General features: G+C 36.8%; 32 protein-coding genes and 1 tRNA gene. 11 read left to right on the top strand and 22 right to left on the bottom strand.

Going from position 1 to position 26988, the window contains the following annotated elements; translation table 11 throughout:
* Positions 1–66: 66 nt before the first annotated feature.
* The gene (locus tag COE25_RS12655) at positions 67–420 is read right to left on the bottom strand and encodes a DUF6054 family protein (protein ID WP_098932889.1); all 354 of its coding nucleotides are present in this window, start codon (positions 418–420) and stop codon (positions 67–69) included.
* Positions 421–792: 372 nt separating this feature from the next.
* Positions 793–864, bottom strand: a tRNA-Val gene (locus COE25_RS12645).
* A gap of 192 nt (positions 865–1056) precedes the next feature.
* Between COE25_RS12645 and COE25_RS12640 the strand changes: the two genes are divergently transcribed.
* The 5 genes from COE25_RS12640 to COE25_RS12620 all read left to right on the top strand — a co-directional run bounded on the left by COE25_RS12640 (position 1057) and on the right by COE25_RS12620 (position 5624).
* The gene (locus tag COE25_RS12640; RefSeq protein ID WP_098932888.1) at positions 1057–1281 is read left to right on the top strand and encodes a hypothetical protein; all 225 of its coding nucleotides are present in this window, start codon (positions 1057–1059) and stop codon (positions 1279–1281) included.
* A 114-nt stretch (positions 1282–1395) separates the two neighbouring features.
* Complete coding sequence (locus COE25_RS12635) at positions 1396–2118, top strand: alpha/beta hydrolase (protein ID WP_098932887.1); 723 nt, start codon at positions 1396–1398, stop codon at positions 2116–2118.
* Positions 2119–2239: 121 nt separating this feature from the next.
* Complete coding sequence (locus tag COE25_RS12630) at positions 2240–2752, top strand: YjcG family protein (protein ID WP_098932886.1); 513 nt, start codon at positions 2240–2242, stop codon at positions 2750–2752.
* Positions 2753–2757: 5 nt separating this feature from the next.
* Positions 2758–3180 carry a GNAT family N-acetyltransferase gene (locus tag COE25_RS12625; protein ID WP_098932885.1) on the top strand — a complete coding sequence of 141 codons (423 nt, stop codon included), beginning with the start codon at positions 2758–2760 and terminating at the stop codon, positions 3178–3180.
* Between the two features lie 137 nt (positions 3181–3317).
* Positions 3318–5624, top strand: coding sequence for a UvrD-helicase domain-containing protein (locus COE25_RS12620; protein ID WP_098932884.1), 2307 nt, complete (start codon positions 3318–3320; stop codon positions 5622–5624).
* A 25-nt stretch (positions 5625–5649) separates the two neighbouring features.
* Here the strand turns inward: COE25_RS12620 and spoVIF are convergent, their stop codons facing one another.
* From spoVIF to COE25_RS12585, 8 genes are all read right to left on the bottom strand, one after another.
* Positions 5650–5904 carry a sporulation-specific transcription regulator SpoVIF gene (spoVIF, locus tag COE25_RS12615; protein WP_098932883.1) on the bottom strand — a complete coding sequence of 85 codons (255 nt, stop codon included), beginning with the start codon at positions 5902–5904 and terminating at the stop codon, positions 5650–5652.
* A 176-nt stretch (positions 5905–6080) separates the two neighbouring features.
* A complete protein-coding gene (locus tag COE25_RS12610) occupies positions 6081–6203 on the bottom strand; it encodes a YjcZ family sporulation protein (protein ID WP_088086098.1) in 123 nt (40 codons plus the stop codon).
* A gap of 109 nt (positions 6204–6312) precedes the next feature.
* Positions 6313–6669, bottom strand: coding sequence for a stage V sporulation protein AE (gene spoVAE / locus COE25_RS12605; RefSeq protein ID WP_088086097.1), 357 nt, complete (start codon positions 6667–6669; stop codon positions 6313–6315).
* 4 nt (positions 6670–6673) lie between these two features.
* Positions 6674–7699, bottom strand: coding sequence for a stage V sporulation protein AD (gene spoVAD / locus COE25_RS12600; RefSeq protein ID WP_088086096.1), 1026 nt, complete (start codon positions 7697–7699; stop codon positions 6674–6676).
* On the bottom strand, positions 7700–8179 hold the full coding sequence (gene spoVAC, locus COE25_RS12595) for a stage V sporulation protein AC (RefSeq protein WP_088086095.1): 480 nt from the start codon (positions 8177–8179) through the stop codon (positions 7700–7702). It lies immediately after the preceding gene.
* A gap of 16 nt (positions 8180–8195) precedes the next feature.
* Positions 8196–8666: a sporulation protein gene (locus COE25_RS12590; RefSeq protein WP_098932882.1), complete on the bottom strand. Its 471-nt coding sequence runs from the start codon at positions 8664–8666 to the stop codon at positions 8196–8198.
* 147 nt (positions 8667–8813) lie between these two features.
* On the bottom strand, positions 8814–8975 hold the full coding sequence (locus COE25_RS30730) for a hypothetical protein (RefSeq protein WP_179195738.1): 162 nt from the start codon (positions 8973–8975) through the stop codon (positions 8814–8816).
* Positions 8976–9057: 82 nt separating this feature from the next.
* A complete protein-coding gene (locus COE25_RS12585) occupies positions 9058–9414 on the bottom strand; it encodes a DUF1360 domain-containing protein (RefSeq protein ID WP_098932881.1) in 357 nt (118 codons plus the stop codon).
* A gap of 137 nt (positions 9415–9551) precedes the next feature.
* Between COE25_RS12585 and COE25_RS12580 the strand changes: the two genes are divergently transcribed.
* Positions 9552–10064: a CotY/CotZ family spore coat protein gene (locus tag COE25_RS12580; RefSeq protein WP_088086092.1), complete on the top strand. Its 513-nt coding sequence runs from the start codon at positions 9552–9554 to the stop codon at positions 10062–10064.
* A gap of 43 nt (positions 10065–10107) precedes the next feature.
* Here COE25_RS12580 and COE25_RS12575 read toward each other — a convergent pair whose 3' ends face one another.
* The 3 genes from COE25_RS12575 to COE25_RS12565 all read right to left on the bottom strand — a co-directional run bounded on the left by COE25_RS12575 (position 10108) and on the right by COE25_RS12565 (position 13499).
* The gene (locus COE25_RS12575) at positions 10108–10617 is read right to left on the bottom strand and encodes a CotO family spore coat protein (protein ID WP_180247497.1); all 510 of its coding nucleotides are present in this window, start codon (positions 10615–10617) and stop codon (positions 10108–10110) included.
* A 130-nt stretch (positions 10618–10747) separates the two neighbouring features.
* Positions 10748–11518 carry an enoyl-ACP reductase FabI gene (fabI, locus tag COE25_RS12570; protein ID WP_088086090.1) on the bottom strand — a complete coding sequence of 257 codons (771 nt, stop codon included), beginning with the start codon at positions 11516–11518 and terminating at the stop codon, positions 10748–10750.
* 121 nt (positions 11519–11639) lie between these two features.
* Entirely contained in the window at positions 11640–13499 is a 1860-nt protein-coding gene (locus COE25_RS12565) for a monovalent cation:proton antiporter family protein (protein ID WP_098932879.1), read from the bottom strand.
* A gap of 94 nt (positions 13500–13593) precedes the next feature.
* Between COE25_RS12565 and prpE the strand changes: the two genes are divergently transcribed.
* Complete coding sequence (gene prpE, locus COE25_RS12560; protein ID WP_088086088.1) at positions 13594–14334, top strand: bis(5'-nucleosyl)-tetraphosphatase PrpE; 741 nt, start codon at positions 13594–13596, stop codon at positions 14332–14334.
* Positions 14335–14383: 49 nt separating this feature from the next.
* Here the strand turns inward: prpE and COE25_RS12555 are convergent, their stop codons facing one another.
* The 4 genes from COE25_RS12555 to COE25_RS12540 are packed head-to-tail and all read right to left on the bottom strand — an operon-like array spanning position 14384 to position 17179.
* Complete coding sequence (locus COE25_RS12555; protein WP_088086087.1) at positions 14384–15289, bottom strand: RluA family pseudouridine synthase; 906 nt, start codon at positions 15287–15289, stop codon at positions 14384–14386.
* Between the two features lie 18 nt (positions 15290–15307).
* Positions 15308–16102: an NAD kinase gene (locus COE25_RS12550; protein WP_088086086.1), complete on the bottom strand. Its 795-nt coding sequence runs from the start codon at positions 16100–16102 to the stop codon at positions 15308–15310.
* Positions 16103–16155: 53 nt separating this feature from the next.
* The gene (gene yjbM, locus COE25_RS12545; RefSeq protein ID WP_098932878.1) at positions 16156–16794 is read right to left on the bottom strand and encodes a GTP diphosphokinase; all 639 of its coding nucleotides are present in this window, start codon (positions 16792–16794) and stop codon (positions 16156–16158) included.
* Positions 16795–16813: 19 nt separating this feature from the next.
* Positions 16814–17179 carry a UPF0738 family protein gene (locus COE25_RS12540; protein ID WP_098932877.1) on the bottom strand — a complete coding sequence of 122 codons (366 nt, stop codon included), beginning with the start codon at positions 17177–17179 and terminating at the stop codon, positions 16814–16816.
* A gap of 120 nt (positions 17180–17299) precedes the next feature.
* Between COE25_RS12540 and COE25_RS12535 the strand changes: the two genes are divergently transcribed.
* The 3 genes from COE25_RS12535 to COE25_RS12525 all read left to right on the top strand — a co-directional run bounded on the left by COE25_RS12535 (position 17300) and on the right by COE25_RS12525 (position 19366).
* Entirely contained in the window at positions 17300–17890 is a 591-nt protein-coding gene (locus COE25_RS12535) for a CYTH domain-containing protein (RefSeq protein WP_098932876.1), read from the top strand.
* A 206-nt stretch (positions 17891–18096) separates the two neighbouring features.
* The gene (locus COE25_RS12530) at positions 18097–18504 is read left to right on the top strand and encodes a globin domain-containing protein (RefSeq protein WP_098932875.1); all 408 of its coding nucleotides are present in this window, start codon (positions 18097–18099) and stop codon (positions 18502–18504) included.
* Positions 18497–19366, top strand: coding sequence for a ClpXP adapter SpxH family protein (locus COE25_RS12525; protein WP_256942279.1), 870 nt, complete (start codon positions 18497–18499; stop codon positions 19364–19366). The genes COE25_RS12530 and COE25_RS12525 overlap by 8 nt, the downstream gene beginning before the upstream one ends.
* Before the next feature lie 602 nt (positions 19367–19968).
* Here COE25_RS12525 and pepF read toward each other — a convergent pair.
* From pepF to spxA, 5 genes are all read right to left on the bottom strand, one after another.
* Positions 19969–21792: an oligoendopeptidase F gene (pepF, locus tag COE25_RS12520; protein ID WP_088086081.1), complete on the bottom strand. Its 1824-nt coding sequence runs from the start codon at positions 21790–21792 to the stop codon at positions 19969–19971.
* Positions 21793–21938: 146 nt separating this feature from the next.
* Positions 21939–23135: a competence protein CoiA gene (locus COE25_RS12515; RefSeq protein WP_098932874.1), complete on the bottom strand. Its 1197-nt coding sequence runs from the start codon at positions 23133–23135 to the stop codon at positions 21939–21941.
* 103 nt (positions 23136–23238) lie between these two features.
* Positions 23239–24750, bottom strand: coding sequence for a cardiolipin synthase (gene cls / locus COE25_RS12510; protein ID WP_088090336.1), 1512 nt, complete (start codon positions 24748–24750; stop codon positions 23239–23241).
* A gap of 79 nt (positions 24751–24829) precedes the next feature.
* The gene (gene mecA / locus COE25_RS12505; RefSeq protein ID WP_088086079.1) at positions 24830–25501 is read right to left on the bottom strand and encodes an adaptor protein MecA; all 672 of its coding nucleotides are present in this window, start codon (positions 25499–25501) and stop codon (positions 24830–24832) included.
* A gap of 304 nt (positions 25502–25805) precedes the next feature.
* Positions 25806–26201, bottom strand: a complete 396-nt coding sequence (gene spxA / locus COE25_RS12500) for a transcriptional regulator SpxA (protein WP_026566143.1) — start codon at positions 26199–26201, stop codon at positions 25806–25808.
* Positions 26202–26788: 587 nt separating this feature from the next.
* Here spxA and COE25_RS12495 point away from each other — a divergent pair.
* Complete coding sequence (locus COE25_RS12495; RefSeq protein WP_088086078.1) at positions 26789–26974, top strand: hypothetical protein; 186 nt, start codon at positions 26789–26791, stop codon at positions 26972–26974.
* Positions 26975–26988: the final 14 nt, after the last annotated feature.

Below are 26988 nucleotides of genomic sequence, written 5' to 3'. Positions count from 1 at the left end.
AACTATTAGCTGGTTTAGTTTAAGCATAAAAGCCAAATCTTCCTCGAATAAATGGATAATAGTGTGCTATGTCTCCTTCGATATTTCAATAATGTTAGATTCCAGTTTTTTTCGAACTGGTTTTAATAAAGCTTTTCCTGCCCCCCAGTCAATATCCAAAATTCCATCTCCATTTCCTGCTGTGATACACTTTATAATTGTCACTCCTGTAAAATTATCGACAGTGACAGTTAACGAAGCTGTATTACCAGTACGGAGAAAAAATTGTTCAAATACTAATATTGAAATCTCTTTCTCAACATTCTCAGTAACTTTATAATCCTCAAATATTAAAGTTGACTTTATATCTTTGTCCTCCAAAATAAGTTGAACCGCTTGGAAGGGTTTCACATCCACAGTAAATTCAAGATAATGTCTCATTTGTTTTCCACTCCCCCAGTCCTTTTGACTTGGAATAATTCAAAAATACTAAGTTTTTTGGAATCTTTAAGCAAAGATGGGATGAGGTCGGATGGAAAAACAGGTCAATTATCATCGGCAACCATCCAGTTTTACCATCGTATCCTGAAAAATATTTTTAATAGAGCTGTTGAGTGGCGGGTCATTAAAGAAAACCCTGTCGAAAACATAAAAAAACCCTTTGATTACTTGTTTCAACAAAAACAACAGGAAAAAGCATAAAGAATTACTTCATAAATTAATCTGCCACCAATTCATCTGTACTAATTAAATAATGACTCTGTAACAATAGAAAAGGCCTTGATAACTCAACGTTACCAAGGCTTTGTTTGATGACCTGTGAGGGATTCGAACCCACGACCCCTTCCCTGTCAAGGAAGTGCTCTCCCACTGAGCTAACAAGTCGTATTTATTTAAACTACATAAATAATTATATAAAAATTTGTGATAATGTCAATAGTTTAATTATTATTCTTACATTTTTTTTGATGACATTGTTTATCATCCCAAATAAGGAACATTCGTTCTATTTTCATTGAATAAAGAACAAATGTTTGGATATAATAATAACATAAGAAAACGAAAGGGGTGATTCACATGGATGGGCTTTTCATCCGTTCAATCGAGGAAAATATTCCATTAGAAATGATTTATTTAGCCGACAACCAAGAACTCTCACAACGGAAGTTGATTGTGAAGGAAGTTCACGACGAATACATTCGTGCGTATTGTTTGCTGCGCAAACAAATGCGCACCTTTAAACGAGAAAATATATTATCAATTATGCCTGAATCTCGCACGAAACAACGCTACCTTCACTAATCCTCTTCCTACCTACATTCATATAACAATCTTCCCTCTGATCATTAAAAGCATTTCCTCTTTAGTTTTGTTATAATGCAGTGGTAATGATCGAATTATTGGGGGAATAATTGCATGGAATTTCCAAAAGGCACAATCAAAGAACTTACCTTTCACAGCAGGGAGCTTGGAGAAGATTTACAGCTTCTCGTTTATCTGCCTGCAAATTTCTCACCGTTATATAAGTATTCGCTGCTGATTGCCCAGGATGGCAGGGATTATTTCCAACTTGGCAGAATTGGCCGATTAGCAGACGAGTATCTTTTTGAAAGGGAAATTGAAAATTTAATTATTGTTGGGGTACCCTATAAGAATGTAGAAGAACGCCGCAGGAAATACCATCCTGAAGGCGAACAGAATCAGCAATACATTCGCTTTCTTGCCCATGAATTAGTTCCGTATTTAGATCAAGAGTTTCCAACTTATCAAATGGGCTTGACCAGAGCGCTTATTGGAGATTCTCTGGGCGCAACTGTTTCGTTAATGGCTGCCCTTCAATATCCTCATACATTTGGAAAAGTCCTTCTACAATCTCCATATGTGGATGAAAATGTATTGAATTCGGTCCAGAACTTCTCGGATGGACAGATTTTACAACTCTATCACGTGATAGGTGAACAAGAAACTGAAGTTCAGACAACAAATGGCAAAATTGAAGATTTCCTGACCCCTAACCGGAAGCTTTCAAAAATAATTTCAGAAAAACCCATTACATATTTTTATGAAGAATTTAACGGGAATCATACTTGGACCTACTGGCAGCCAGATTTAAGACGGGCTCTTAAAATGCTATTTTAATCTTATTAGAATATACATCAAGATAAGTCGTTTAATATTTTTTGAAAATTTGCTATAATATCAGGAAGGTTAATTTTTTGTTTTAAAAAAAAGGTCAGTTCATTAAAACGGAGGTATACGTATGAAATTTGGAGTTGTTATTTTTCCATCAAAAAAACTACAGGATTTAGCTAATTCCTATCGAAAACGTTATGACCCGCATTATGCTTTAATTACACCTCACCTAACATTGAAAACTGGATTTGAAGCGACTGAAGAAGAAGCGAAGGAATACGCTGAAAAGTTACGGAGAGTAGCTGCTAGCCATAATGCATTCACATTAAAGACTTCAAAAATCAGCTCTTTTCAGCCTGTAAATAATGTTATTTATTTCAAAGTAGACAAGACAGATGAACTTTCCGCCTTGCATAATGAAGTCAATCAAGAATTTACGGAGCAAAACTTAGAATATGCATTTGTTCCACATATCACGATTGGTCAAAAGCTATCCAATGATGAGCATTCTGATGTATTTGGATCACTGCGCATGACTATGATTAATCATGAAGAAACGGTTGACCGTTTCCATCTACTTTATCAATTAGAAAATGGTTCCTGGACCGTTTTTGAAACATTTCGTCTTGGAAAGGAATAGTTTAAGTGACAGTCAAGATTGTAGAAAATCAAAAAGAACTTGAAGATGCCTATTCAGTTAGGAAAATCGTTTTCGTTGAAGAACAAAATGTACCTCTCGAAGAGGAAATCGACGCCTACGAGGGCGAGGCAGAACACTTTGTCATGTACGATGAAGGTTCTCCAATTGCTGCTGGTCGATTTCGTTTCGTTGATGGCTATGGAAAAGTTGAACGAATTTGTGTATTGAACAAGGCAAGGAAAACTGGTGCAGGAAAAACGATTATGAATGCAATCGAGAACTATGCGCTTCAAAAAGATATTCATAAATTAAAGCTAAATGCTCAAACACATGCTATCCCCTTTTATGCAGGACTTGGTTATGAGATTGTTTCAGAGGAATTTATGGATGCTGGAATTCCTCATAAAACGATGGTAAAAGAAATATAAACGAAGGAGGCACTTGACGCTTTATGCGGCAAGTGCTTTTTGGTAATTCCAGCAATGTCGGTGAAACCCTTTTAGTTACCCTCAGGTTTTGATATGATAGAACATGTCTTGATTTTTGGATATAGAGGGTAAAAATTATGAAAACAGCAATTTATCAAAATCAGAATATTGTCCTTGAACAATTAAGCAGGGATCAATATCAAAAAATATTCCTTGCCGGAAAAAATGGTCAACTGAGCTGCCCTGCATGTAAAGAGAACGTTCGATTGTTTTTAGGTATTCAGAAGGATCCGCATTTTTACCATACACATTCACCTGAAATATATTGCCCAGAGCCTACAATAATAGCGGAAAAAGAAAAAGTAGATACACAACAATTTTCCGAAGTAAACGGATTTAGCATCCCAAAGGGTAGAACCATTACACAGACCCCGCAAAGCGTGGATCTTTTCAAAAAGTCCATAAATATTGAATATACGGTTGCGTTTAAACAGACAATTAGTGACAAACATGAGGAGCGCTCACCTTATTTACAGCAACTTGCAGACAGTGGAGTTGTTCTTGATGGAAGTCAGGCTGCTGCTGTCATGGAGACAGAAGGCTCCTTATTAGTCCTTGCTGGTGCAGGGAGTGGCAAAACTCGGGTGTTAACAGCACGAACAGCGTTTATGCTAGATGACAAACACATCGACCCAAGGACAATCATGCTCGTTACATTCACGTCAAAAGCAGCTGCTGAAATGAAAAACCGTCTGCTTTCCTATCCGCAAATGAAACGAGATAAAATCAATCAGCTTGTTACCGGAACCTTTCACAGTATTTTTTATCGTATTCTTATGTTCCATGATTCAATTAATTGGTCTTCAAATAAGCTGCTCAAAAAAGAATGGCAGCGAGACAAAATCCTGAAGGAAGCTGGCAAAGAACTCGACTTGTCTGAAAAAGAATTTGCCTATGATTTAGCTCTTCAGCAAATCGGATTATGGAAAAACTCTCTGCTGATGCCAGATGAAGTAAAGCCAACCACTGAATGGGAAGAAAAAGCAGTCTTTTTATATAAAAGATATGAAGCCTATAAGAAAAAAGAAGGTCTGTTTGATTTTGACGATATGCTAATTGGCTGCTATCAACTGTTTGCCACCACCCCTTCCCTGCTTGAACAATATCAAAATCGGTTTCATTATTTTTTAATTGACGAGTTTCAGGATATTAATAAGGTCCAGTATGAGCTGATCAAACTTTTATCCAGAAAACACAAAAATGTATGTGCCGTTGGCGACGATGATCAAGCGATCTATTCGTTTCGGGGTAGTGACCCAAGCTATTTGCTAGAATTTGAAAAAGATTTTCCCTATGCCAAAATGGTCACACTTGATCAAAATTATCGATCGTCTCATGAAATTGTCTCGGCTGCTAATCAAATGATTGCAGCTAATAATATAAGAAGAATAAAGAAAATGAAAGCACAGTTTTCATCAGAAAAACTCCCACAGTTATTTTTCCCCTATGATGAAGAGGAAGAAGCAACAATGATTGTTACCGATATACAGGAGAGGATTTCACTTGGTGCAAATCCTTCAGACTTTGCCATTCTTTATCGGACCAATGCAGGTTCTCGTGCAGTGTTTGACAGACTGGCTGGCTCCAATCTTCCTTTTAAAATTGATTTAGATGCAGAGGCTTTTTACGAACGCTATATTGTGAGAAGCGTCCTGGCATTTCTAAAGGTGAGTTTAAATGAGGATGACACGCAAGCAATGTCAGACATTTTACCATTATTATTTTTAAAGCAGGCAGTCCTAAAAGAATTAAAAGCACAAAGTATCCTAAAAGACTGCAGTCTTCTTGAGGCACTCGCACATTTAACGACAGCCCATGCATTTCAGGAAAAGAAATTAAAAAAAGCTGTCACGATTATTCGAGGGTTAAAGCATTCTTCACCTCACACTGCGATTGAAAAGGTCGAGAAAGATATTGGCTTTCTTGATTTTCTGAAAAAACGCGGAAATGAATCGAATAAACTTGAAAAAGGATCGGACGATCTTAAGGATTTAAAGGTGGCTGCAAAAAGTTTCGACAAAATTGAAGCATTTCTAGCTCATTCCGAGCACATGTCGGCGATGAACAAAGAAATCAAAAATTTAAGTAAACATTTTCATGAAGCAATCAGCCTAAGTACAATCCACCGCTCAAAAGGCCTTGAATACAAAACCGTTTATATGATCGGCGCAGTCGATGGCAGCCTTCCGCATGATTTTGCCTTGGAAGCCTATCGAAATGGTGACTTTACTGCACTCGAAGAAGAAAGAAGACTATTTTACGTGGCGATGACTCGCGCAAAGGAGCAGCTATTTATTTCTATTCTGCAAAATAGACGAGGGAAAAAAGCAAATCGCTCAAGGTTCCTAATTCCTCTTACTAAAAAGAAGAAGACCGATTCCTAAAACTTAGGAAAGTGGTCTTCTTCTTTTACTTTTTATTGATCATATTCGAAATTGTATTAAGGTCAATCTGCTTTCCATCGTTAACGATTGATTTTACAATTTGATCTTCCATTTCTTTACTTACCGGTTTATTGGCAATTTGAGAAACCCGACGAATCACATTACGGACTGTTTTTTCATCTTTAAAATTCGCATTTTGTAATGAATTGGCTAAATCTAAGATATCTTTCATATTAACGCCCGTTTTCTTTTCAATGTTTTTAAAAAATCCATTATCCATGGTAAAAGATCACGCTCCTTTATAAACTACTTTATTGTATGATGGAAAGAGAAAATGGTGAATTAAATAGGAAAAGCGTACGCGCCCTTAGGCGCATACGCTAAACAAGTAAAGAAAGGGCTGGCCACTTTTTTGGCCAACCCCTTCCCCTTCCATTAATATAAGCTTACTGTTTATTAATAGAAGCTTGCACCAACAATGATTAAAAGGATGAATAATACTACGATTAACACAAAAGTTGAACCGTACCCGTATCCACCGCCGTATCCGTAGCCGCAGCCGCCATAACCAAAGCCCATAGAAATGTCACCTCACTTCTGTAATCTCATTAATAACATATGAAATTACTTTATACTGTGTGTAGGCGCGACATCCATTTCTGTAAATTGGATATTAATAATGAGTAATTTATCCTTTAGGTTTAAAGATTAGTGCACCAAGAAACCCGAATATTATAGCTGCAGAGATACCAGAACTTGTCACTTGGAACATACCGGTGAGTACTCCTATCAGCCCATGTTTCTCTGCATCCTGAAGTGCCCCATGGACTAATGAATTTCCAAAACTGGTAATTGGAATGGTAGCACCTGCCCCTGCAAAGTCAACTAGGGGCTCATACAGTCCAAAACCATCTAATATAGCTCCAATGACAACGAGCAAACTTAGTGTATGACCAGGTGTAAGCTTGGCAACATCAAATAAAAGCTGCCCTAGAACACAGATTAGCCCACCAATAACAAATGCCCAGAAAAACATCGCTAGCATAGGATCACCCCTTATCTCCATTCATTTCAATAGCAACAGCATGTGCAATACATGGGATCGATTCGTTTTGCTGAAAGCTGAGCGGGGATAGCAGAGCCCCCGTCGCAACTACTAAGATTCGTTTATATGTACCTTTTTTCATTTGGTTCAGTAAATGCCCATATAAGGCTGTGGCTGAGCATCCCGCACCGCTTCCCCCCGATTGTACAGGCTGATCATCCTTATACATTAATAAACCACAATCCTGAAATTGTTTTCGTTCTAATTGAAGTCCACTCTTATTGATTACCTCAAAAGCTGTATCATGACCAACTCGGCCGAGGTCTCCAGTTACAATCAAGTCATAATATGAGGGGTCTAATTGAAGATCGCGGAAATGGGCCATAATTGTATCAGCTGCTGCTGGTGCCATCGCGCCGCCCATATTAAACGGATCGGTTAATCCCATATCGATGACTTTTCCAATCGTTGCAGAAGTTGTTACTGGGTGCATCTGTCCTGGTTCATTTGGTTGAACTAAAGCTACACCAGCACCTGTTACCGTCCATTGTGCAGTCGGAGGCTTTTGACCTCCATACTCTGTTGGGTATCGAAACTGTTTTTCGACTGCTGCATTATGACTTGATGCACCCGTAAGCACGTATTTTGCCCCCTGGTAATTTACCACAAAAGAGGCTAAGGCCAGCCCTTCCATGGACGTTGAGCAAGCCCCAAACAGACCAAAGTATGGAATCTGCATTGTCCTTGCCGCAAAACTGGTTGGTGTAATTTGATTAATTAAGTCTCCAGCAAATAAAAATTGAATCTGCTCTTTTTCAACATTCCCTTTTTGTAAAGCTGTTTTAATTGCTTCTTCTAATAGTAAACGGTGAGCTTTTTCATAAGACTCCTTTCCCATCCATAAGTCTTCATATAATAAATCGAAATCATTGGCTAAATTTCCATTGGCTTCAAATGGTCCACCAGTAACCCCGGTAGCAGTGATCATTGGCCGATTTGTAAATATCCAAGATTGATGCCCTTTTAGCAATTACAAAACCCCCCAAATCACTAACAGCGTTTTAACAAGCGCAACAACAAAAGCTGAGAAAACACCGAAGAGCACTACCGATCCAGCTAGCTTGAACATATTTCCACCTACACCTAAAACAAAGCCTTCCGTTCGATGTTCGATACATGCCGAGATTACGGCATTACCAAAGCCCGTAACGGGCACAGCACTTCCTGCACCAGCAAATTGTCCGAGACGATCGTAAATTCCGAAGCCAGTGAGTAACATTGATAGAAAGACCATTGTTGCCACGGTCGGATTTCCTACACTCTGTTCGGTAAAATCAAAAAAGTAAATATAAAAGTAACTGATGGCTTGGCCGACAACACAAATAAGTCCACCAACAAAAAATGCCTTCATACAATTCTTCAAAACAGGCCTTTTAATTTCATGCTTCTGCTGAAGCTGTTGATAGTTGCGCTGCTGAGGCGTCATGTTCTTCTGCTTACTGGTTGCCATCTTCATTCTTCCTTTCTTACTTCATATCTTTCGTCATTTTAACGATTTCGTTAAAGCGCTTTTCAGCCCTTTGATGAGAAAATTTAGAGGAGGTTTTCATTCTCTCATCAAGTCTCACTGCTTCAAGGAAAATTTTGTAGTCACTTGAAATGGTAAAGTTATCATTGGGATATTTTTCTTCAAGCATTTTGTTGATGTTTTTTTCAATTTTTTTCATTCTAAACCGATGCAAATGCTTAACCTTATATACCACTAGTGTATCCTTTTTCCCTTTTATAACGGCCACATCATATAATTCTGGAAACGCGCTTACATCATGTTCAATTTCTTTTACATGATTTTTACTTATGCTTTTCCCGGTTACGATTGGATTAGGATTCGTTGTTTTCATAAGGGCTATTTGACTATCCTTAACCTGTGGATTTTGACTACAGGAGGAGAGTACTAATAAACAAGCGAATAATACCCAATGATGAATAGCTTTCATTTGATTCCCATCCCTTATTCCGTTTTTTAACCATCACTATAGGTAGTTTTTTCGATATTGTCTAAAATTATGACTAGTTACGAGTAATTTATCTATATTCCTTCGTAAAACAAAAAACTGCCAGTCAATCTGGCAGTTCCCTTAAGCCTATTTAGAAGTTTTTTTTCCGCAGCCACAACCTGAACCTTTTTGCTTTATGGATTTTGACGGTTGATACATGTGAGTGGATTGTGTTGTTTCTATATCTTGTGTTGTTTCTGTACCTTGTGTTGTGTTTGTATATTGGTTTCTCCTTTTTTTCTGACTCATTAATTCTCTCTCCCTTGCTATCAATTCATTCCTACTTGTATTAGAATATGACCAAGATGTAGGTCTTGTCTCAGCAAACATCTTATTTATCGATAAAATACTGTACAATTAACTCCAATATTGATGCAATGCCAGCAACCGCTAAAATTAATATTATAGGGTAGGAAACGATTGGATATAGAAGTGATATACCGACAACTCCTACAGAAGTCCATATTCCTGTACACCAATAACAGCTAAGAAGTTCACCGAGAAACTTTTTGACCCCTTTTTCCTTTGGTACATAATAAACCTCGATTTCACCATAATCATCTACTTCTTTGATTTCATTGAAAAAAGGCTCCCTAATAAATTCGGTTATTTTATCAAAAACAAATAATCTTGTTAGCCTAAAAGACGCAAGTGATAGAATAATCAGGTTTAATAAAGTTATTTTCATGTTGTGTTTCCTTTCTTCCTTTCAGAGACATTTTTTTGCCTAATTTACTCAAACAAGGCTATTGTCCGTTACCCAAAAGTGCTCTGTGAAATATGTTAATAATGTAAGATATCTATCGGATTAAGGAGGAAAAATAAATGGGTTGTGGAAATAATGATCATGATTTTCATAAAGGTAATTGTGTTTGCGAAGTCGTTCGTGCAATTAAGGATATCCAAGATAATGCTATAGAAGAAGATGAATGTCCTGAATGTTCCAGTTGCTTCAATGAGCCACTAGGTACATTGGTATCACCAGCAAGGAGAGATCCAGTTGATACTCGTGTCTTTGTTTTAAGTACTGCGGATGGTTCACCATTCCACGCTTTCTTTAGTAACGAAAACAATGCATGTGTATCCATCTACTTCCGTGTCGAAGATGTTTTTGATAACTGCTGTGCTACACTTCGTGTATTAGTACCTGGTCGCCGTGAAGGTGGAACTTTCTGCCCAGTAAACTTAGTTTCAGGTGGAGATAAGTGTTGTATTAACCTCGATAAGGTTTGTCAAGTTGAACGTTTCCGCGCAAGTAACGATTGCATTACAGTTGACTTAAGATGCTTCTGCGCTGTTCAATGTATTGCGGATGTTAACTTAGGAATTTGTAACTAAAAATATTGCCAGTCGGTATAATCGGCTGGCTTTTTTGTTGTCTCTATTTTTTGAGTCCAATCAGGATAACCCCTTTAAGTGTATGGACCGGCACTGTTTTAGTCGATTTATCATGAAAACGAATCGTTACTTCGTTTCCATCGTACTCTGTTAGGTATCCCTGATAATTTTTTTCTTCGGTAATAAAAACGCATGGTGGAGGCGGAAGGACTATTGGATAGTTGATTAAATAATCTAATCGTTCTTTAATATCCATTTCTTTAAAGGGTTTCACCCTGTTAAAGGGAGAATGCTTCCTTTCCTGAATCGATGTTGTTGATTTTGTTGCTGGATTATCTGATCTAGATGCTTCCGTTCCTATTAGCTCTTGAACTATTTCCATTTTTAAAAGAGAAATTTTCTTTTTGCTTTCAGCCTCTACCAGCTTTTCTTCCTCAACCAGCTCTTCATCTTCCTGTCTGCTCGTATAAATGTCCTGCATGTTAGTTGCAGGAGTCCTTGCAAACGGCTGGTGTATATAGAGTAATGGACCTTTACTTTTCTTTTCCGACATGCTCTGTACCTCCATTTACGTAATCCTACACATTATATTTATGCTAGAGGCCCATAGGCGTTCATAGGAAAATAAGAAATTTACTGCAAGCAAAAAGGCCCGCATCAAATGCGGGCCTTCATCATCATCCTTATAGAATATGATATCCGGAATCAACATGAATGTTTTCGCCGGTAATTCCTCGTGAAAGTTCACTGAAAAGGAATAGCGCTGTGTCGCCTACTTCTTCCGGTGTGGTAGCTCTCCGTAATGGTGCTCTTTCTTCCACTACTTTTGTAATTGCGTTAAAATCACCAACACCTTTAGCAGATAAAGTCCGAATCGGACCAGCTGAGATGGAATTAACACGAATGCCTTCTTTTCCTAGATCCGCTGCAAGGTAACGAACACTTGCATCAAGGGAAGCCTTGGCAACTCCCATGACATTATAATTTGGAAGGGCACGCTCACCGCCTAAGTAAGTCAATGTCACAATGCTTCCTCCGTCAGTCATTAATCCTCTTGCCTCTTTGGCAACAGCTGTCAATGAATATGAACTGATGTTATGAGCGAGCAAGAAGCCCTCTCTCGTTGTATTCAAATATTCACCTTTTAGTTCTTCTTTATTTGCAAAAGCAATACAATGTGCCACGCCTTGAATAGTCCCAACTGCTTCTTTAATTTCAGCAAAGCACTTCGCAACGTCTTCATCGCGTGTAACATCACACGGTAAAACAAGTGTCCCTTCAGCCTCTAAGGAATTAGCAAGTTCACGAACACTGCTTTCTAATCTTTCACCTGCATAGGTAAAAATTAATCTTGCTCCTGCATTGTGCAATGAGCGGGCAATTCCCCATGCAATACTGCGTTTATTGGCAACACCCATTACTACATAAGTTTTTCCAGATAAAGAAAGATTCATATTGAAAAAGTCCTCCTACTATTACATTAGTTATTAGTTATTAGTACTTGGTACTAATTTTACACTAATTTACGACAAATGAAAAGTTCAACACATCAAACAACATTTTTTCAAAAATACTTTAACAGGTTTCGCAGAATTCTAACTCTCTTTTTAGTTCATCCACATATTCCCTCGATCCAGTAACAATCAAGCGGTCATTCATTTGCAGCTCTGTATCTCCATGTGGGACGATGGAATCCTTGCCACGGAAAATTCGGACAAATATGATATCTCCTGTAAAAGGAAATCTCCGTAAAGACATCCCATCAAATTGCCTATTCAGCATAACAATTTCATAAAGTCTTGTCTCCTGATTTGTTAATATATTTAACAAGGTTGGCGATTCAATTAAGGCCCGAAGCAATACTTTGGTTGACATAAAGGCAGAAAACACTTCTATATTATTCTCCCGTAAGCTTTCCTCTAATTCAGGACTTTCTATTCGGGCAATGACCCTAGAAACTCCTTTTTCTTTCGAAGCTACAGAAAGTGTAGCATTTACTCTTTCATCACCTGTTGAAATCACTACAACTTCTGATTGAAAGACGTTTGTATTCTCCAACGTTTCAAGGGAATAATCGGGAATTTCAACTATGTCAAAAAGAGAATTAGCAATTTGCTTTTCTGATTTCTCCATTTGTGTATGATACAAGATTGGATCATACAAGCCTGATTTTAATTCTCGTGAGACGGGCAATGTGGTCTGATTGGCACCTAAGAATGCCACGTTTACCCTTTTATTAGCAACCACTTCTTTAGGGAATAACTTTTTAAAAACAATCGGTGTAAAAATAGACGTAATTACAGCAACCAATATTAATGTGCCGCTCATCTGCGGTGTTATGATTTCTAACCTTTCTCCTATTGTCGCTGCCGCAATGACCAGTGAAAGAGTAGAAGTGAGTAAAAAACCCGCTGCAATGACTGTTTTCAACTCATACCAAATTTTCAAAATATACACGGGGATTAGTTTTGATAAAAGCAGCCCCAGTAATAGCAACGGTATCAATAATAAGAGTTTTTTTTCATTAAAAAGGGACCAAATATCAAGTTTTACCCCCACCATTACAAAAAAGATGGGAATCAAAAATCCATACCCGAATGAGTCTAGCTTATGTACAAGCTCTTGGTTCGGAGATAACAACGAAACAAGGACACCTGCTAGAAACGCTCCTAAGATATTTTCTGCACCCACTGTTTCAGAAAGCCCTACTAATACGATGATCAGTGTAAACACTGCCCTCGTCCCTATTTGAACGGTTCCCGTTGAAAGTGTTTCTATAAAAGTTCGATTTTTAAATCTTTTGCCAAGAAAATAAAGAACGATACCTGCGGCAAATAAAATAAGTAACAGCCACGTATTTCCATGTCCTGATTCATATAGCGATACAAAGACAGCAAGCAATATCATCGTTACTAAATCGGCTATGACCGCAACCAATAAGATAATTTGTCCGATGACGGTTTTCATCAGATGTGCCTCTTTCAAAGTAGGCACAACAACACCCAATGATATGGTCGAAATGATCAGCGTCATTAAAAAGGCATTCTCAATAAAACCAGCTATCACAAACAAAAAGGATAAACCAAGTGAGAAAATAAAGATACCTGCAAAGATTAGCCCCGCAACTACAAATGAATTAGGCTCTTTTTTTCCATTTGGAAGCTTTTTACCCAATTTCCTCCCAGCAAAGGCCGTGAAGTCTATCTCAAGTCCGCTTAAAAACATGAGAAAAATAAACCCTAAGGTCGATAGGGTTGAGAGCCACATATCTTCGTGGACCACATCAATACCGCTTTTACCGATGACCAATCCCATAATAATTTCAGCGACGACCACAGGGATATAATTCAATTTAAACCGATGTAAAAGAATCGGTGTTAAAAATGCCATCGTAACAACAATTAATAAAGAAATAACTGAAACCTGCTGCTCCATTCATGTAACTCCTCTCAAAAAAGTTTTAGATTAGAATCCTTTTTATAAAAACTAACTCTAAGGCAAAAAATATCGATATAAGGGAGTTGAATTTATGAAAATTGATATAATCGGTGATATTCATGGGTGTTTAACGGAATTAAAGGAACTGACCATTTCACTTGGTTATAAATGGGAGAACGGTATCCCGAGACATCCCAATAATAGAGTGCTGGGATTTCTCGGTGATTTAACAGACCGGGGACCTGCTTCACTTAACGTAATCGAAATTGTATGGCAGTTAGTCATTAAAGAAAAAACAGGCTATTACACACCAGGGAATCATTGTAATAAGTTATACCGTTTCTTCCTTGGCAACAAAGTTCAGATTGCCCACGGGTTAGAAACAACAGTTGCCGAATATGAATCATTATATAAAAAAGAGCAGCAATCCATTCGAAAAAAATTCACCGAACTTTATGAAAGGGCTCCATTATATTTAGTAATAGACAACAAAAAGCTTGTTATTGCCCATGCAGGGATTAAGGAGGAATTTATCGGACAATCGCATACTAAGGTCAAAGAATTTGTCCTTTACGGCGATATAACAGGTAAAAAACACCCTGACGGTTCACCGATTAGAAGAGATTGGGCCAAAGAGTATCACGGTGAAGCATGTATCGTTTACGGACATACTCCTGTGAATGAGCCAAGAATCATCAATAATACCTATAATATTGATACTGGGGCAGTCTTCGGAGGAAACCTAACCGCCTTAAGATATCCTGAAATGGAATTGGTTTCGATTAAATCTACTATGCCATATGTAGAGGAAAAGTTTAAGCAATTTGATTGAAATTGAAAAAGCGGGATCGCACGCAAGCTCAAATTAAAAAGGCTGCCTCCTATAAAAGCGAGTCAGCCTCTAAAATTTCACTCATATCCCTCGGTAATGGTGCAGTAAAAATCATTTCCTCTCCTGAAAACGGATGAATAAATTTTATTCTTTTACAATGAAGAGCCTGCCTAGCAATTAATGTTAGATCTCCCCCATACAAATCGTCACCAAGCAAAGGATGGTTTAAATAAGACATATGGACTCTAATTTGATGGGTTCGTCCGGTTTCAAGTGTGAGCTCCAAATAGGTAAATGCAATATGTTTCTCGATCACTTGATAATGAGTGCAGGCATATTGACCATCCGCACGAACTTCCCGCTCAATAATGCTGTCCTCTTTGCGGCCAATGGGCGCTGTAATCGTGCCACTATCTAGTGAAATCCAGCCTCCAGCAAAAGCTTCATATGTCCTTTTCACCTGCCCACCCCGTTGCATCAAACTGAACAAGTGATGGACATGGCGATGCTTAGCAATTAGAACAATCCCTGAAGTATCCCTGTCAAGCCGAGTTACTATGTGGGTTGTAGCCTGCAGCCCACTGCGCTGATAATAGCCTACAAGGGCATTTGCCAAGCTGTGTACGGGGTGTTCTCGAGACGGAATCGTATTCATTCCTGCGGGTTTATTGACAACCAACAAATACTTATCTTCATATAAAATCGTTAACGGGATTTCTTCGCCCTTTAGTCCCTCGCTAGGACTCTCCATGGGGAAAATAACCATTACTTCATCCCCAAATGCCAACCTGTATCGAACATTTACTTCTTCTCCATTTACTTGGATACTGCCGCCCTTGAACTTAATATCCGTTAAGGCCGTTCTGGAAATTTCTTCCTTCTTTAAAAATTCTCTTAAAAGTTTTCCACTATCGCTTTCACTAATTTTCCACTTCATTTGAAACGGGGAAGTCATTATAATGGCCCCTTCTCGTCAATCTGAAATAAAGGAATCATGAACTCTTTTCCAAAAAGGAAACGGCCGGAAACGGGCAAAGCGGATTTTTTCTTCTGGCACCCTAAATTGGATTGATTTTACATCCTTATGAAGCAAGGTCAGATGGTCGATGGTCACTTGAAAATCAGACCGATTCACCGGTTTAAGCATACATGTATGGTGTTCAGGGAGAATAAGCGGCGAGCCTATTGTTCTAAAGACTTTGTTATTTATCGATGCCATCTCAGCCACTTGGAGGGCAGAAATCGACGGATGGATAATCGCCCCGCCAAGTGCCTTATTATAGGCGGTACTACCCGATGGTGTTGAAACGCATAAGCCGTCCCCACGGAACCGCTCGAAATGCTGTCCGCGGATTTCCACATCCATGACGAGTGTCCCCTCGACACTTTTTACAGTTGACTCATTTAAGGCAAGATACCTTGATTCCTTCCCTGCATGTGAGTAACGGATAATCACTTCTAACAATGGGTATTCCACGACTTGATAGGGTGTTTTAGCAATCGCAATCACTAGCTTTTCAATTTCATCTGGGATCCAATCTGCATAAAAGCCGAGATGGCCTGTGTGAATTCCTACAAAGGCTGTTTTATCCAAACGGCTGCTATAGCGATGAAAGGCATAAAGGAGTGTCCCGTCACCACCAATTGAAACAACTATATCTGGTTGGTCCTCATCGTACACAAGATCAAAATCAAGTAAATAGGTCCTCATTTTGTGCATTAAAATATTTGATTTTTGATCTCCTTTTGATGTTATCGCAAATTTCATAGTATTTTTGCTCCTTGTGACTTGAATGGCTTTTCAAAAGACGGTTATGACAATTAATCCTTTTCTTCTTGTTTTAATTCTTTCTTTCTTGTAAAAAAGGCCTGAGCATCCTGAATTTCACCACGAATCAATGACATCTCCTCATCTAACCGAAATGCCGCTTCAGCTGCTCTTTGCAAACGCATTTGAATATCACTTGGAAAAACACCTTTATACTTATAGCTAAGCGTATGTTCAATTGTCGCCCAAAAATTCATTGCCAAAGTTCGTATTTGAATTTCCGCTAAGATTTTCTTTTCCCCATGTATCGTTTGAACGGGGTAGCTTATGACAACATGATAGGACCGGTACCCGCTTGTCTTTTTATGGGAAATATAATCTCTATCCTCTACGATTTCAAAATCATTCCGGTTTCGCAATAAATCGACAACCGTATGAATGTCATCAACAAACTGACACATAATACGCATACCTGCAATATCCTGCATTTCTTCTTCCAATCTTTCTAGTGGTATTCCTTTCTGATTCGCTTTGTCAAGAATACTTGCGATTGGTTTAACTCTTCCCGTCACAAATTCAATCGGTGAATGAGTAGCATCGAGTTCAAATTGACCTCTCATCCCCTTTAATTTTACTTTTAATTCTGCAACAGCCTGTTTATATGGAGCTAAAAATTGGTCCCAATGCTTCATGATTTCACCTCAAAACAAATTATGTTAAGAAAATACACTCTACTTTTGTAACCAATTCTTTTCCATAATTACTATTACCTTTAATATTTGTTAAGAGATAATCAAATTCCTCATGAAAATTTATTAGTTCTTTTTGCTCATCATTAAAGGTGACCCAGACAGGCAACTTTTTTTCCTTGGCATTTTTTAAAAGCGGCCAGATTTGTTCATGTAAAACGATATATGTATAATCATTTTTATCTTCCATTAAGTAAATGAAAGAGTATTGGGCAGAGTCTACAAGAATCTGTTCCCCAGGAACCAATTCCAGAATTGGCTCATTTGTTTCTAACAATAGTTTATCTTCATTTATGTATGCCTTTAGGATTGCAATATTTTTCTTCATCTCTTTACCTCCATTGTCTACCTACCTATTTTAGCATAATTCATCCATTTCTCCCAAGGATTGATGTTTAAGTTGGACGTGAGATAATAAAGAAAACACTCAGTTGAAAGGAAGTTCGGCATGACGCAAAATATTGAAATCGAATTTAAAAATATGCTAACAAGAATAGAATATGAAAGCCTCCTTAAGTATTTCAAGATAGACAAAAACCAATTATTTTCACAAGAAAACCACTACTTTGATACACCTGATTTTGCTTTAAAAAGTAAAGACTCTGCACTAAGAATTCGTAAAAAGGGAGGGGCCTACGAAATGACCTTAAAACAGCCGGCATCTGTAGGGCTGCTAGAGACAAATCAGATAATAGGGGAAGAAGAAGCCTCTACCGCAATTCACCATGGGAGACTTCCAACAGGGATCATTCAGCGTCTTATCGAAGACTACCAAATTTCTTTTTCAACTATTGAATATTTTGGATCATTAATTACGGAGCGAGTAGAATTCAATTACAAACAAGGCTTACTGGTATTGGACCATAGTATTTATCTAAGTGAAGAGGATTATGAATTAGAATATGAGGTTGAAAACTATCAGGTTGGAGAAAAAAATTTTCTTGAATTTCTTAAACAATTTAAGATTCCTACACGAAAAACAGAAAATAAAATTCGCCGTTTCTATAACAAAAAATACCAACAAACAAAACGTGATTAAATTCTTTAAATTAGCTAAAGGGAAGTTTCAATTTGGAGTTTTTTCCAACATACTACTGCCTCATTCTCCTATTAAGAATTGCTCACTTGGTACACATTAATAATGTGTTCAGAGTGACAAATTCACATTTTCAAAGCAATTAATTTGAGATATGAAATAGGCATTGTTAAAATAAATCTACATAATACTTTAAAGGAGTTGTCAACATGATTGAGAGAAAGCTTTCACCATTTGAATCCATTGGTGAAGATACATTACACCATCTTGTGGACACTTTTTATGGACTTGTTGCACAACATCCTGATCTTGCTCCAATATTCCCAAATCAATTTACAGAAATTGCTCGTAAACAAAAGCAATTCTTAACTCAATATTTAGGCGGCCCTGCATTGTATACAGAAGAACATGGCCATCCAATGATGCGTGCTCGCCATTTGCCATTTCCAGTTACTCCAACACGTGCGAAAGCATGGTTATCTTGCATGACTCAAGCAATGGACAAAATTGGCTTAAATGGTCCAATAAGGGACGAATTTTATTCAAGACTTCATCTTACTGCCCAACACATGATTAACACGCCTGATGGTGAGGTATTAGGTGAAGATAGTGAATAGTTCAAGATCTTCTCGCTCCAAGCAACAATGTGGCGGAAATGAGAAAAAGCCAATTGAGATTTATATGTTTATTGACCCATTATGCCCGGAATGTTGGGCATTAGAGCCCATTTTAAAGAAGCTTCAAATCGAATATGGCCGTTATTTTTCAATTAAGCATATTTTGAGTGGTCGATTAGCTGATTTAAATTTGAGTAAGAAAAAGAAATTTGAGAATCTCGCTCAAGTTTGGGAAAAGACTGCTAGCAGGTCAGGAATGTCATGTGATGGAAGCCTATGGTTAGAGAATCCCGTCGATTCTCCTTTTACAGTTTCCATAGCTCTAAAAGCAGCTGAATTGCAAGGGAGACGTGCTGGTCTTCGTTTCCTGCGAAGAATACAAGAGGGCTTGTTTTTAGAAAAACTAAATGTTTCTAATCTTGAAGTGTTAAAGGATTGCGCTAAGAGTTTAGGTTTAGATGTGGAGGAATTCATGTATGATATCCATTCCGAAAGTGCTGCGAAAGCCTTCCAATGTGATTTGAAGATCACATCTGAAATGGATGTACAAGAAATTCCTACGTTAGTATTTTTCAATGAAAATGTAGAGGATGAAGGAATTAAGATAACTGGTTCTTATCCATATGAGGTATATGTCCAAATTTTAGAGGAAATGCTCTCTGAAAAGCCAGTGCAATCTCCCCCGCCTCCGTTAGAAACGTTTATGAAATTTTTTAAATTTGTTGCCTCAAAGGAAATTGCTGTTGTTTATAATATGTCTATTTCGCAAATTGAACGGGAGATGAAGAAACTACTATTAAAGCAAGTAGTCGAACAAATCCCCGCTAAATATGGAACCTTTTGGAGATATATCGAAGAATAGAAAATGTCGTTTGCAAACGGCATTTTTTAATTTAAGGCCATGTTAAAGGGTTATTGTTGGTTTTATAGGCTAAGTTGATTGGAGCTGAAATCAACAGCCTCGTTTAACAGATCCTATGAAAAAAACGAAAATGCCTTGCAGCTTTTATACTGCAAGGCATTTTTCTATTATACGAACAAAGGGGATGGGAGAAATTTTTCACGGTTCAAACAAAGGGGTATATGTTTGTTGTGATCAACTTCACGTATATAATATAGCATGGGGTAAATGATATTGACAATAAGTTTGTGCTTTATTTCACATAATTGTCAAAAATCATAATTTCATGGAATGGACAATAGACATAATAGTACGAAGAATGAAAACTACTTTTTAAAAGGGTGGCCATGTTCGATGAGAAAATTCCCTTTCATTATTATGGTACTGTTTATTTTGTTTGGCTTTTTCCTCCAAATACTCGCATTATTAAAGATCTTCCCTCTATTGCTTAGTACACCAATATTGTTTGTATCCATTTTTATTTTCATTTTTTATCTTAATGACAGAAAACGATTTAGAGGATTTTAAAAGGGATGGATGCCAATAGGCACCATCCCCTTTATTTATGCTTTTGATAACAATTGTTCTAATTCATTCAATTTCTCTTCAAATACCTTACAAGCATTTTTGATTGGCTCTGCACTTGTCATATCTACACCGGCTTTTTTCAGCACTTCGATAGGATAATCTGAACTTCCCGAACTTAGAAAGTCAATGTATCTTTTGACTGCTGGCTCGCCCTCTTCTAAAATTTGCTTGCTTAATGCAGTGGCTGCACTAAAACCAGTTGCATACTGGTAAACATAATAATTGTAATAAAAATGAGGAATTCTCGCCCATTCTAATCCGATTTCCTCATCAATCACAATATCCTCATCACCGAAATATTTTTTATTCAATTCGTAATAGCTTTCCGTTAATGCATCCGCTGTTAATGCCTCGTTATTTTGTGCCTTTTGATGGATCATGTGTTCAAATTCCGCAAACATGGTTTGACGGAACACGGTGCCTCTAAAGCCTTCTAAATAATGATTGAGTAAGTATATTCGTTTTTGTTCATCATCAATTGTTTTTAATAAGTAGTCATTTAGAAGTGCTTCATTGCAGGTTGAAGCCACTTCAGCAACGAAAATAGAATAGTTACCGTAAGGATATGGTTGTGATTTCCGTGTATAGTAACTGTGAACAGAATGGCCAAATTCATGGGCAAGTGTAAATAAATTATTTACATTATCCTGCCAGTTCATCAGAATATACGGATGTGTACCGTATGCTCCTGAAGAATAAGCCCCACTCCGCTTTCCTTTATTTTCATGCACATCAACCCAGCGATTTTCAAAGCCCTCTGTTAATATTTTCGAATATTCCTCGCCTAATGGGGCTAACCCTTTAATGACTAAATCCTTAGCCTCATCGTATTTGATTTCCATTTTTACATCCTTCACAAGCGGAGTAAATAAATCGTACATATGAAGCTCATCAAGCCCAAGCACTTTTTTACGAAGCTTCACATAGCGACGTAATAAATGAAGATTATCGGTAACAGTATTTACAAGGTTATCATAAACACTCTCCGGTATATTGTTTGCGGAAAGGGCTGAGTGTCTAGCTGAATCATATTTTCTTACTCGTGCATTAAAATTATCTTTCTTCACATTTCCACTTAATGTACTTGAAAATGTATTTTTAAATTCACCATACGTTTTATATACAGCTTTAAACGCATCGTGTCTTACCCTTGGATCTGAGCTTTCTAAAAAGCGAATATAACGGCCATGAGTAATTTCTACTTCTTCGCCATTTTCATCTTTGATAGATGGAAATTGAAGGTCCGCATTGTTTAACATTCCAAACGTATTGCTAGAAGCATCCATCACTTCACTCGCTTCAGCTAGCAATGCTTCCTGCTCCGCTGTTAGGACATGCGGTCTTTGCAAATTAATTTCAGCTAGAGCATGCTCATATAATTTTAGTTCTGATTTCTCATTTAAGAAGCTAGTTACTTTGCTCTCGTCTAGAGAGAGAACTTCTGGAACAATATAAGCCAACTGGCTGGATGCTTGTGAATACAGATTTTTCATTCTGTCATCCAAGCCCTGATAAAAAGAGTTCGTCGTGTCTTGGTCATAGCGCATATGTGAATATGTATAAAGCTTTCCAATTCGTTCTAACAGCTTGTCTTGGAACTGAAGAGCTTGATACAGTGTCTCTGCACTTTCCCCTAATTTTCCTTCGAATTCTTTAATCCCCGGGATTTGAGCTTTTACCTCTTGAAACTCTTTTTCCCATTCCTGGTCACTCGAAAAAATATCTTCTAATTTCCATGTATCTTGCTCAGAAATTTCACTTCGTGCTGGCAGCGATTTTACTGCAGTTTCATTTGCCATCCTTCATCCTCCATTCTTTTATTCGCCCTACGTAAAGAAATGATCATTACATTATATTCTCCTTATCTTTTCAAACTCCTTTTCACAATTGGCAGCTAGGAAACTATTTACACTTTTATATAGTATGCCCTTATACATATTTTCATTTATTTATTTAAAAGGATTCGCTGGTATTTTTGAAAAAATATCAGCTTCGCTTCCTCTCTTTCTCGATTGGACTTTGGAATCGATATCTTCCGTATCAATTGGTAACTAGTATCTCCTTTTCTTGATATCATACCCAATTGCTCTAACAGTAAAAGGTAATCGAAAATAGCTAAAAACGGATTAACTTTTTCAAGCAGTGATAAATTTCTTACAACGATTTCTTTTTTCTTAATTCTCTTATTTAAATTGCAGTTAATTTCATGTAGGGATATTAAATCATCCGGGCTTTTGTCGGCGATTATATCTATAAAAAAATACGTTTGCCAAATGATCGGTGGTGTTTGGAGAAGTAGTGAGTGATGGACGGGAAGACCAATTTCTGGCGGTAATAAGAAAAGATTAAGATTTTTGTTATATATTTCATGAAAAAATGATTTATGCTGATTCCCTGGATGAAGAGCCCAATTTAGATTAAATTTTTCATTTTCACTATTCCAGCTTGATAGATTAAACTGATTGCCCGTCTTGGGTTCCAATAAATCACGTAAGTCTATTTTTTTTATAGGATAAAAGGAATGATTGGCGAAGGCATTTTTTGTGGAATAGGGAGTGATTGATTCAACCATATGAAATTGCTGTTTTTCGGGGCAATATGATGGAATATAGAACTTTCCAGAAGTAGTGGTCCGTAAAAATAAGTACTGAAAGTTTGACAATGCAACGATATTCCTCTTTTTAATGCGTATTTTGTTGCTAGAAAGAATCCATAGTGGTATGTACCCTTTCTGAAGATATGAATTCGTCCGCTTAATAAAAATGCTCTCTGGAATGGTTGAGCATTGATACTCTAACGCGTATTTCTTTCCATTATAATTAAACATGATATCAGGTCGCTGTTGAATATCCCTATCATAGTACTCTAAAACGGAAGGAATCTTTTGTCTTATCAGCCACTGATAGAGTTGACGTTTTCCCTCCATGTGGTAATTCGATTCGCTCTCATAAAAATCACGGCAAGCTCCCCCCTGCTTATGGGCAAAATGAAAAATCCTCTGATCTCCTAACTTAAGCAAAACACTTTCCCCACAAATAGGGCAAAAAAATTCTTCTTTGCTACGGAGGGCCAAAAGAGTGTCTTTTTTGTAATCAAGCCCTAGACAGATTTTTTCACCAATTTTTGTTTGTGCTGTTAACAATTATTTCTCGCCTCCTTCATCTATCATAATTCGCTATAATTATCATTAATTCCTTTGAATAACAAAAAAAACTCGCCAATTGGCGAGTTTTTCATCAAGGTTTTTAGAGCAAGGGAGATAGTAACCGAGCTGTTGATTCAAGTACTCTTAAACCCAGATGTCTTTCATGAAAAATTGTTTTATCCAGCTGTTTAGAATATTCAAGGTCATTAATATATTCATCAACTAGCTTCTGGGTACTTTTAGTACGGAATAAGAATGCATTTACCTCAAAATTCAAATGGAAGCTTCTCATATCCATATTGGATGTTCCAATCGAGGCTAGTTCATGATCAACGATAACAATCTTACTGTGCATAAAGCCCCGTTGGTATTCATATACCTTAACGCCTGCTTCTAAAAGCTCTGGGAAATAAGATCTTGATGCATGAAAGACGATCCGTTTATCTGGTTTATTGGGTACAAGGAGCCGTACGTCTATACCACTTAAGGCTGCAACTTTTATTGCTGAAAAGATATCTTCATCTGGAATAAAATACGGTGAAGCAATCCAAACTGATTTTTCCGCGCTTGCAATCATTGAGAAAAAGATATTTTTGATAACACTCCATTCGTTATCAGGCCCTCCAGCGATGAGTTGAACACCACCGTGATTTTCATTATCATTTTGGGGTGATAAGTATTCGGCTGTTAGGAAACTGTGATTAGTCATATAATACCAGTCTTGTAAAAAAATTAGCTGAAGTGTTCGAACAGCTTCCCCACGAAGCATTAAATGCGTGTCACGCCAAAAACCAATGTTCTTATCTCTTCCTAAATATTCATCCCCAATATTGAGCCCGCCAACAAATCCAATCGTCCCATCTATTATGATCATTTTACGATGATTACGGAAATTAAATTTATTATTTAAAAAAGGCAGTTTTACTGGCCCGAAAATCACCATTTCGATCCCGGCATTTCTTAGGTCGTTTATATAAGACTTGGACAACTGCCATGAACCCACTGCGTCATATAAGAAACGAATCTTTACACCTTGATGGGCCTTTTCAATAAGAATATTTTTAATTTCTTGACCAATATGGTCGTGACGAACAATATAATATTCAAGATGGATATGATGCCTAGCTTTTTTTAGTTGTTCTAAGATATGGTGAAATGTTTCTTCTCCATTTGTTAAGATTTTTGTGGAGGTATCAAAGGAAATTGGACTATTCCCCAGTTTTTGAGCCAAATTGAATAATTTACCTTGGTGTTCCCCCATTAAGCTAAGCTTTTCATCACTTCTTGGATCATCCTCACCTTCAACTGTCAAAAACGCTTGTTTATCTAAGAAATATTTCTTCCTAAACATCTTCTCTTTCCGATAATTTCGGCCAAAAAGGAGGTAAAAAATAAAACCAACCAAAGGAAAGCTACCTAGAACTACTAACCAGGTGATCGTTTGAGTTGGGTGGCGGTTCTCAAGGAAAATAACAAAGCCAATAAAAATAACTGACAGTGTAACCAAAACACTTAGGAATCCAAAGATCCCACTTGCTAATTGATCCTTAAAGAAAAACAATAGTACGGATAATACCGCCAAAAATATAATAACCCTTACTGTGTTTTTCAGTGCCCTCACCTACCTGAGTTTTTTCAGGAAACAGTTAATGTTAAAAATACCGATTTCAATATTGAAATCGGTACATTAATTAGCGAAAATGTTTTCGTAATTCAGTAAAAACATTTCCAGAAATTATTTCTTTACCATATTCTTGAATACGATGAATGGTAAGTTGTGTTTCAAAACCGTACTCAAGCAAAATACTTAATATATCGTCAATTTCATCTTCTGCAAATAAGTCTTCAGGAAATTCAATATATAAATAGTATTTTCCTTCAAAATGATACAGCATTGTCACTAAATCATCCAATCCTGAACGATTAGATAAGCTAATAACATCCTCAAAGTCATTAAAGCCAATGAGGAATTCTAACGTTTCTTCCTCAAGAATTATATCTTCCTCATCAGAATGATTTCGATTAAAATGATGATCCAAAAGATCTTCAATCTTATCATCAGCAGGAAAATCTTTTATTTTTTCATTAGGAATGGGGAGTTCAAACTTTTCTCCATCTTTTGACAGCTGTGCTTTGGTTACCAGAACTTCTAATCCTTTATCAAGTGCTTGGACTTGAATCCAAAGAGGACCTTCAATAACAAATTCTTCCTCATCATGGACTTCATCCATCATTTCCCAAAAGAGTTCTTCACTACGTTCCCGATTGTACCAAATCTCTTCACGGTCAAAGCCTCTTTCCTCTATATCTCCATATGAAATGTAAAATTTCACTGTATATTCATTAATGCGTTCAATCTCCATTAAAAACCTCTCCCTTCCGTTTTCCAGATTGAAGGGACTAAATACCCCCAAGCAGATACTGCCTTAGCATTTACTTAATTTCAAAAAAATTATCATAGGGTGTAAAAAAGTAAATACTCGTGTACTTTTATTTTATGATAAAAGTACTAATAAGGGAAATAAAAAAGGCTGAAATCTAAAAAACAGTGTTAATACCTATTCAACTTTGTTAAGATTTTCATTATATTGTAGCAAAGTGGGATAGAAATCACAACGATATTATTTTTATATACAAAAAAAGACCTCCGAAAGAAGGCCTATTTATTTAATTAACCATACGCTGTGCTTCGCGCAACTGAAACGTTCTGACTCTTCTTGGGAGGAATCGTCTGATTTCATCCTCATTATATCCAACTTGTAAACGTTTTTCATCGATTATAATCGGCCTGCGCAAGAGACCAGGATTCTCTTTTATTAATCCAAATAAATCCTGAAGCGGCATTGCATCTAAGTTAACGTCTAATTTTTGAAATGTCTTTGATCTTGTTGAAATAATTTCATCCGTACCATCTTCAGTCATTCGAAGTATTTCTTTTATCTCTTCCATGGTTAATGGTTCGGAGAAAATATTTCTCTCTGTGTATGGTATTTCATGTTCTTCTAACCATGATTTGGCTTTCCTACATGATGTACAACTTGGTGAAGTGTATAGTGTAACCATTCGATCTTCACACTCCTCTTTTATTTGCGTCTATTTATTGATATATCCCGTATATTGAATTATTAAACCAATTTATTATAATCAAGATAAAACATCTTTCAATAATCATTATAAATAAGTAATTTATATCATTGATTATACACCACTGTTTCTTAAAAGGGTATCTTTTTTTCAAAAAATATTGTAAGAAGAAAAACAATTCAAAAATTATTTGTATCACTATATTAGACGAATAATTCTCCTAAAAGTTTCATATTTTTTAATAATTTCATCTTGAAATTTTTTTATAATCATTATTCATCTTCCTATAATGTTCGTCTATACTGTGTAATAAAGTGAGGGTCACCAAGAAATAAATTGTTTTCACTACTTTTACAGTTTATTTATCTACGGTAAAAAACGATAAATCAATATTCTATTCTCAATTAAAAATTTGTAATGAAAACGCATTCATTTTTTTGAAAATCAAATCGAAAGTTATTTAAATTCCTCTTTAAATAAAAGGTAAGTTCTTTTACAATAAAGGAGGGATATTAAAATCGCGCTACGAATTTTCAAAACAGCTGATAATGAAGGGGGTTAATATTATGGGAGCATACATATTGGATTTAACTATTGTTGCTTTACTAATTGTAGGAATTACTGCCCTAATGGGTGTTATTACAAACAGTTTTGGTGAAAAAGTGTTTGGTGGTAAAAATCGAAGTGAATTTGTCGACGAAAGTGCTAAATACCAGACTGGATGGAAAACTGTCGGGGGCAATAAGAAATAATGAACAAACAAAAA

The sequence above is a fragment of the Bacillus sp. AFS031507 genome, from assembly GCF_002584635.1.
Lineage (GTDB): Bacteria > Bacillota > Bacilli > Bacillales > Cytobacillaceae > Neobacillus.
Note: the sequence above shows the minus strand (reverse complement) of the source record. Positions and strands in the feature narration are given on the sequence as shown.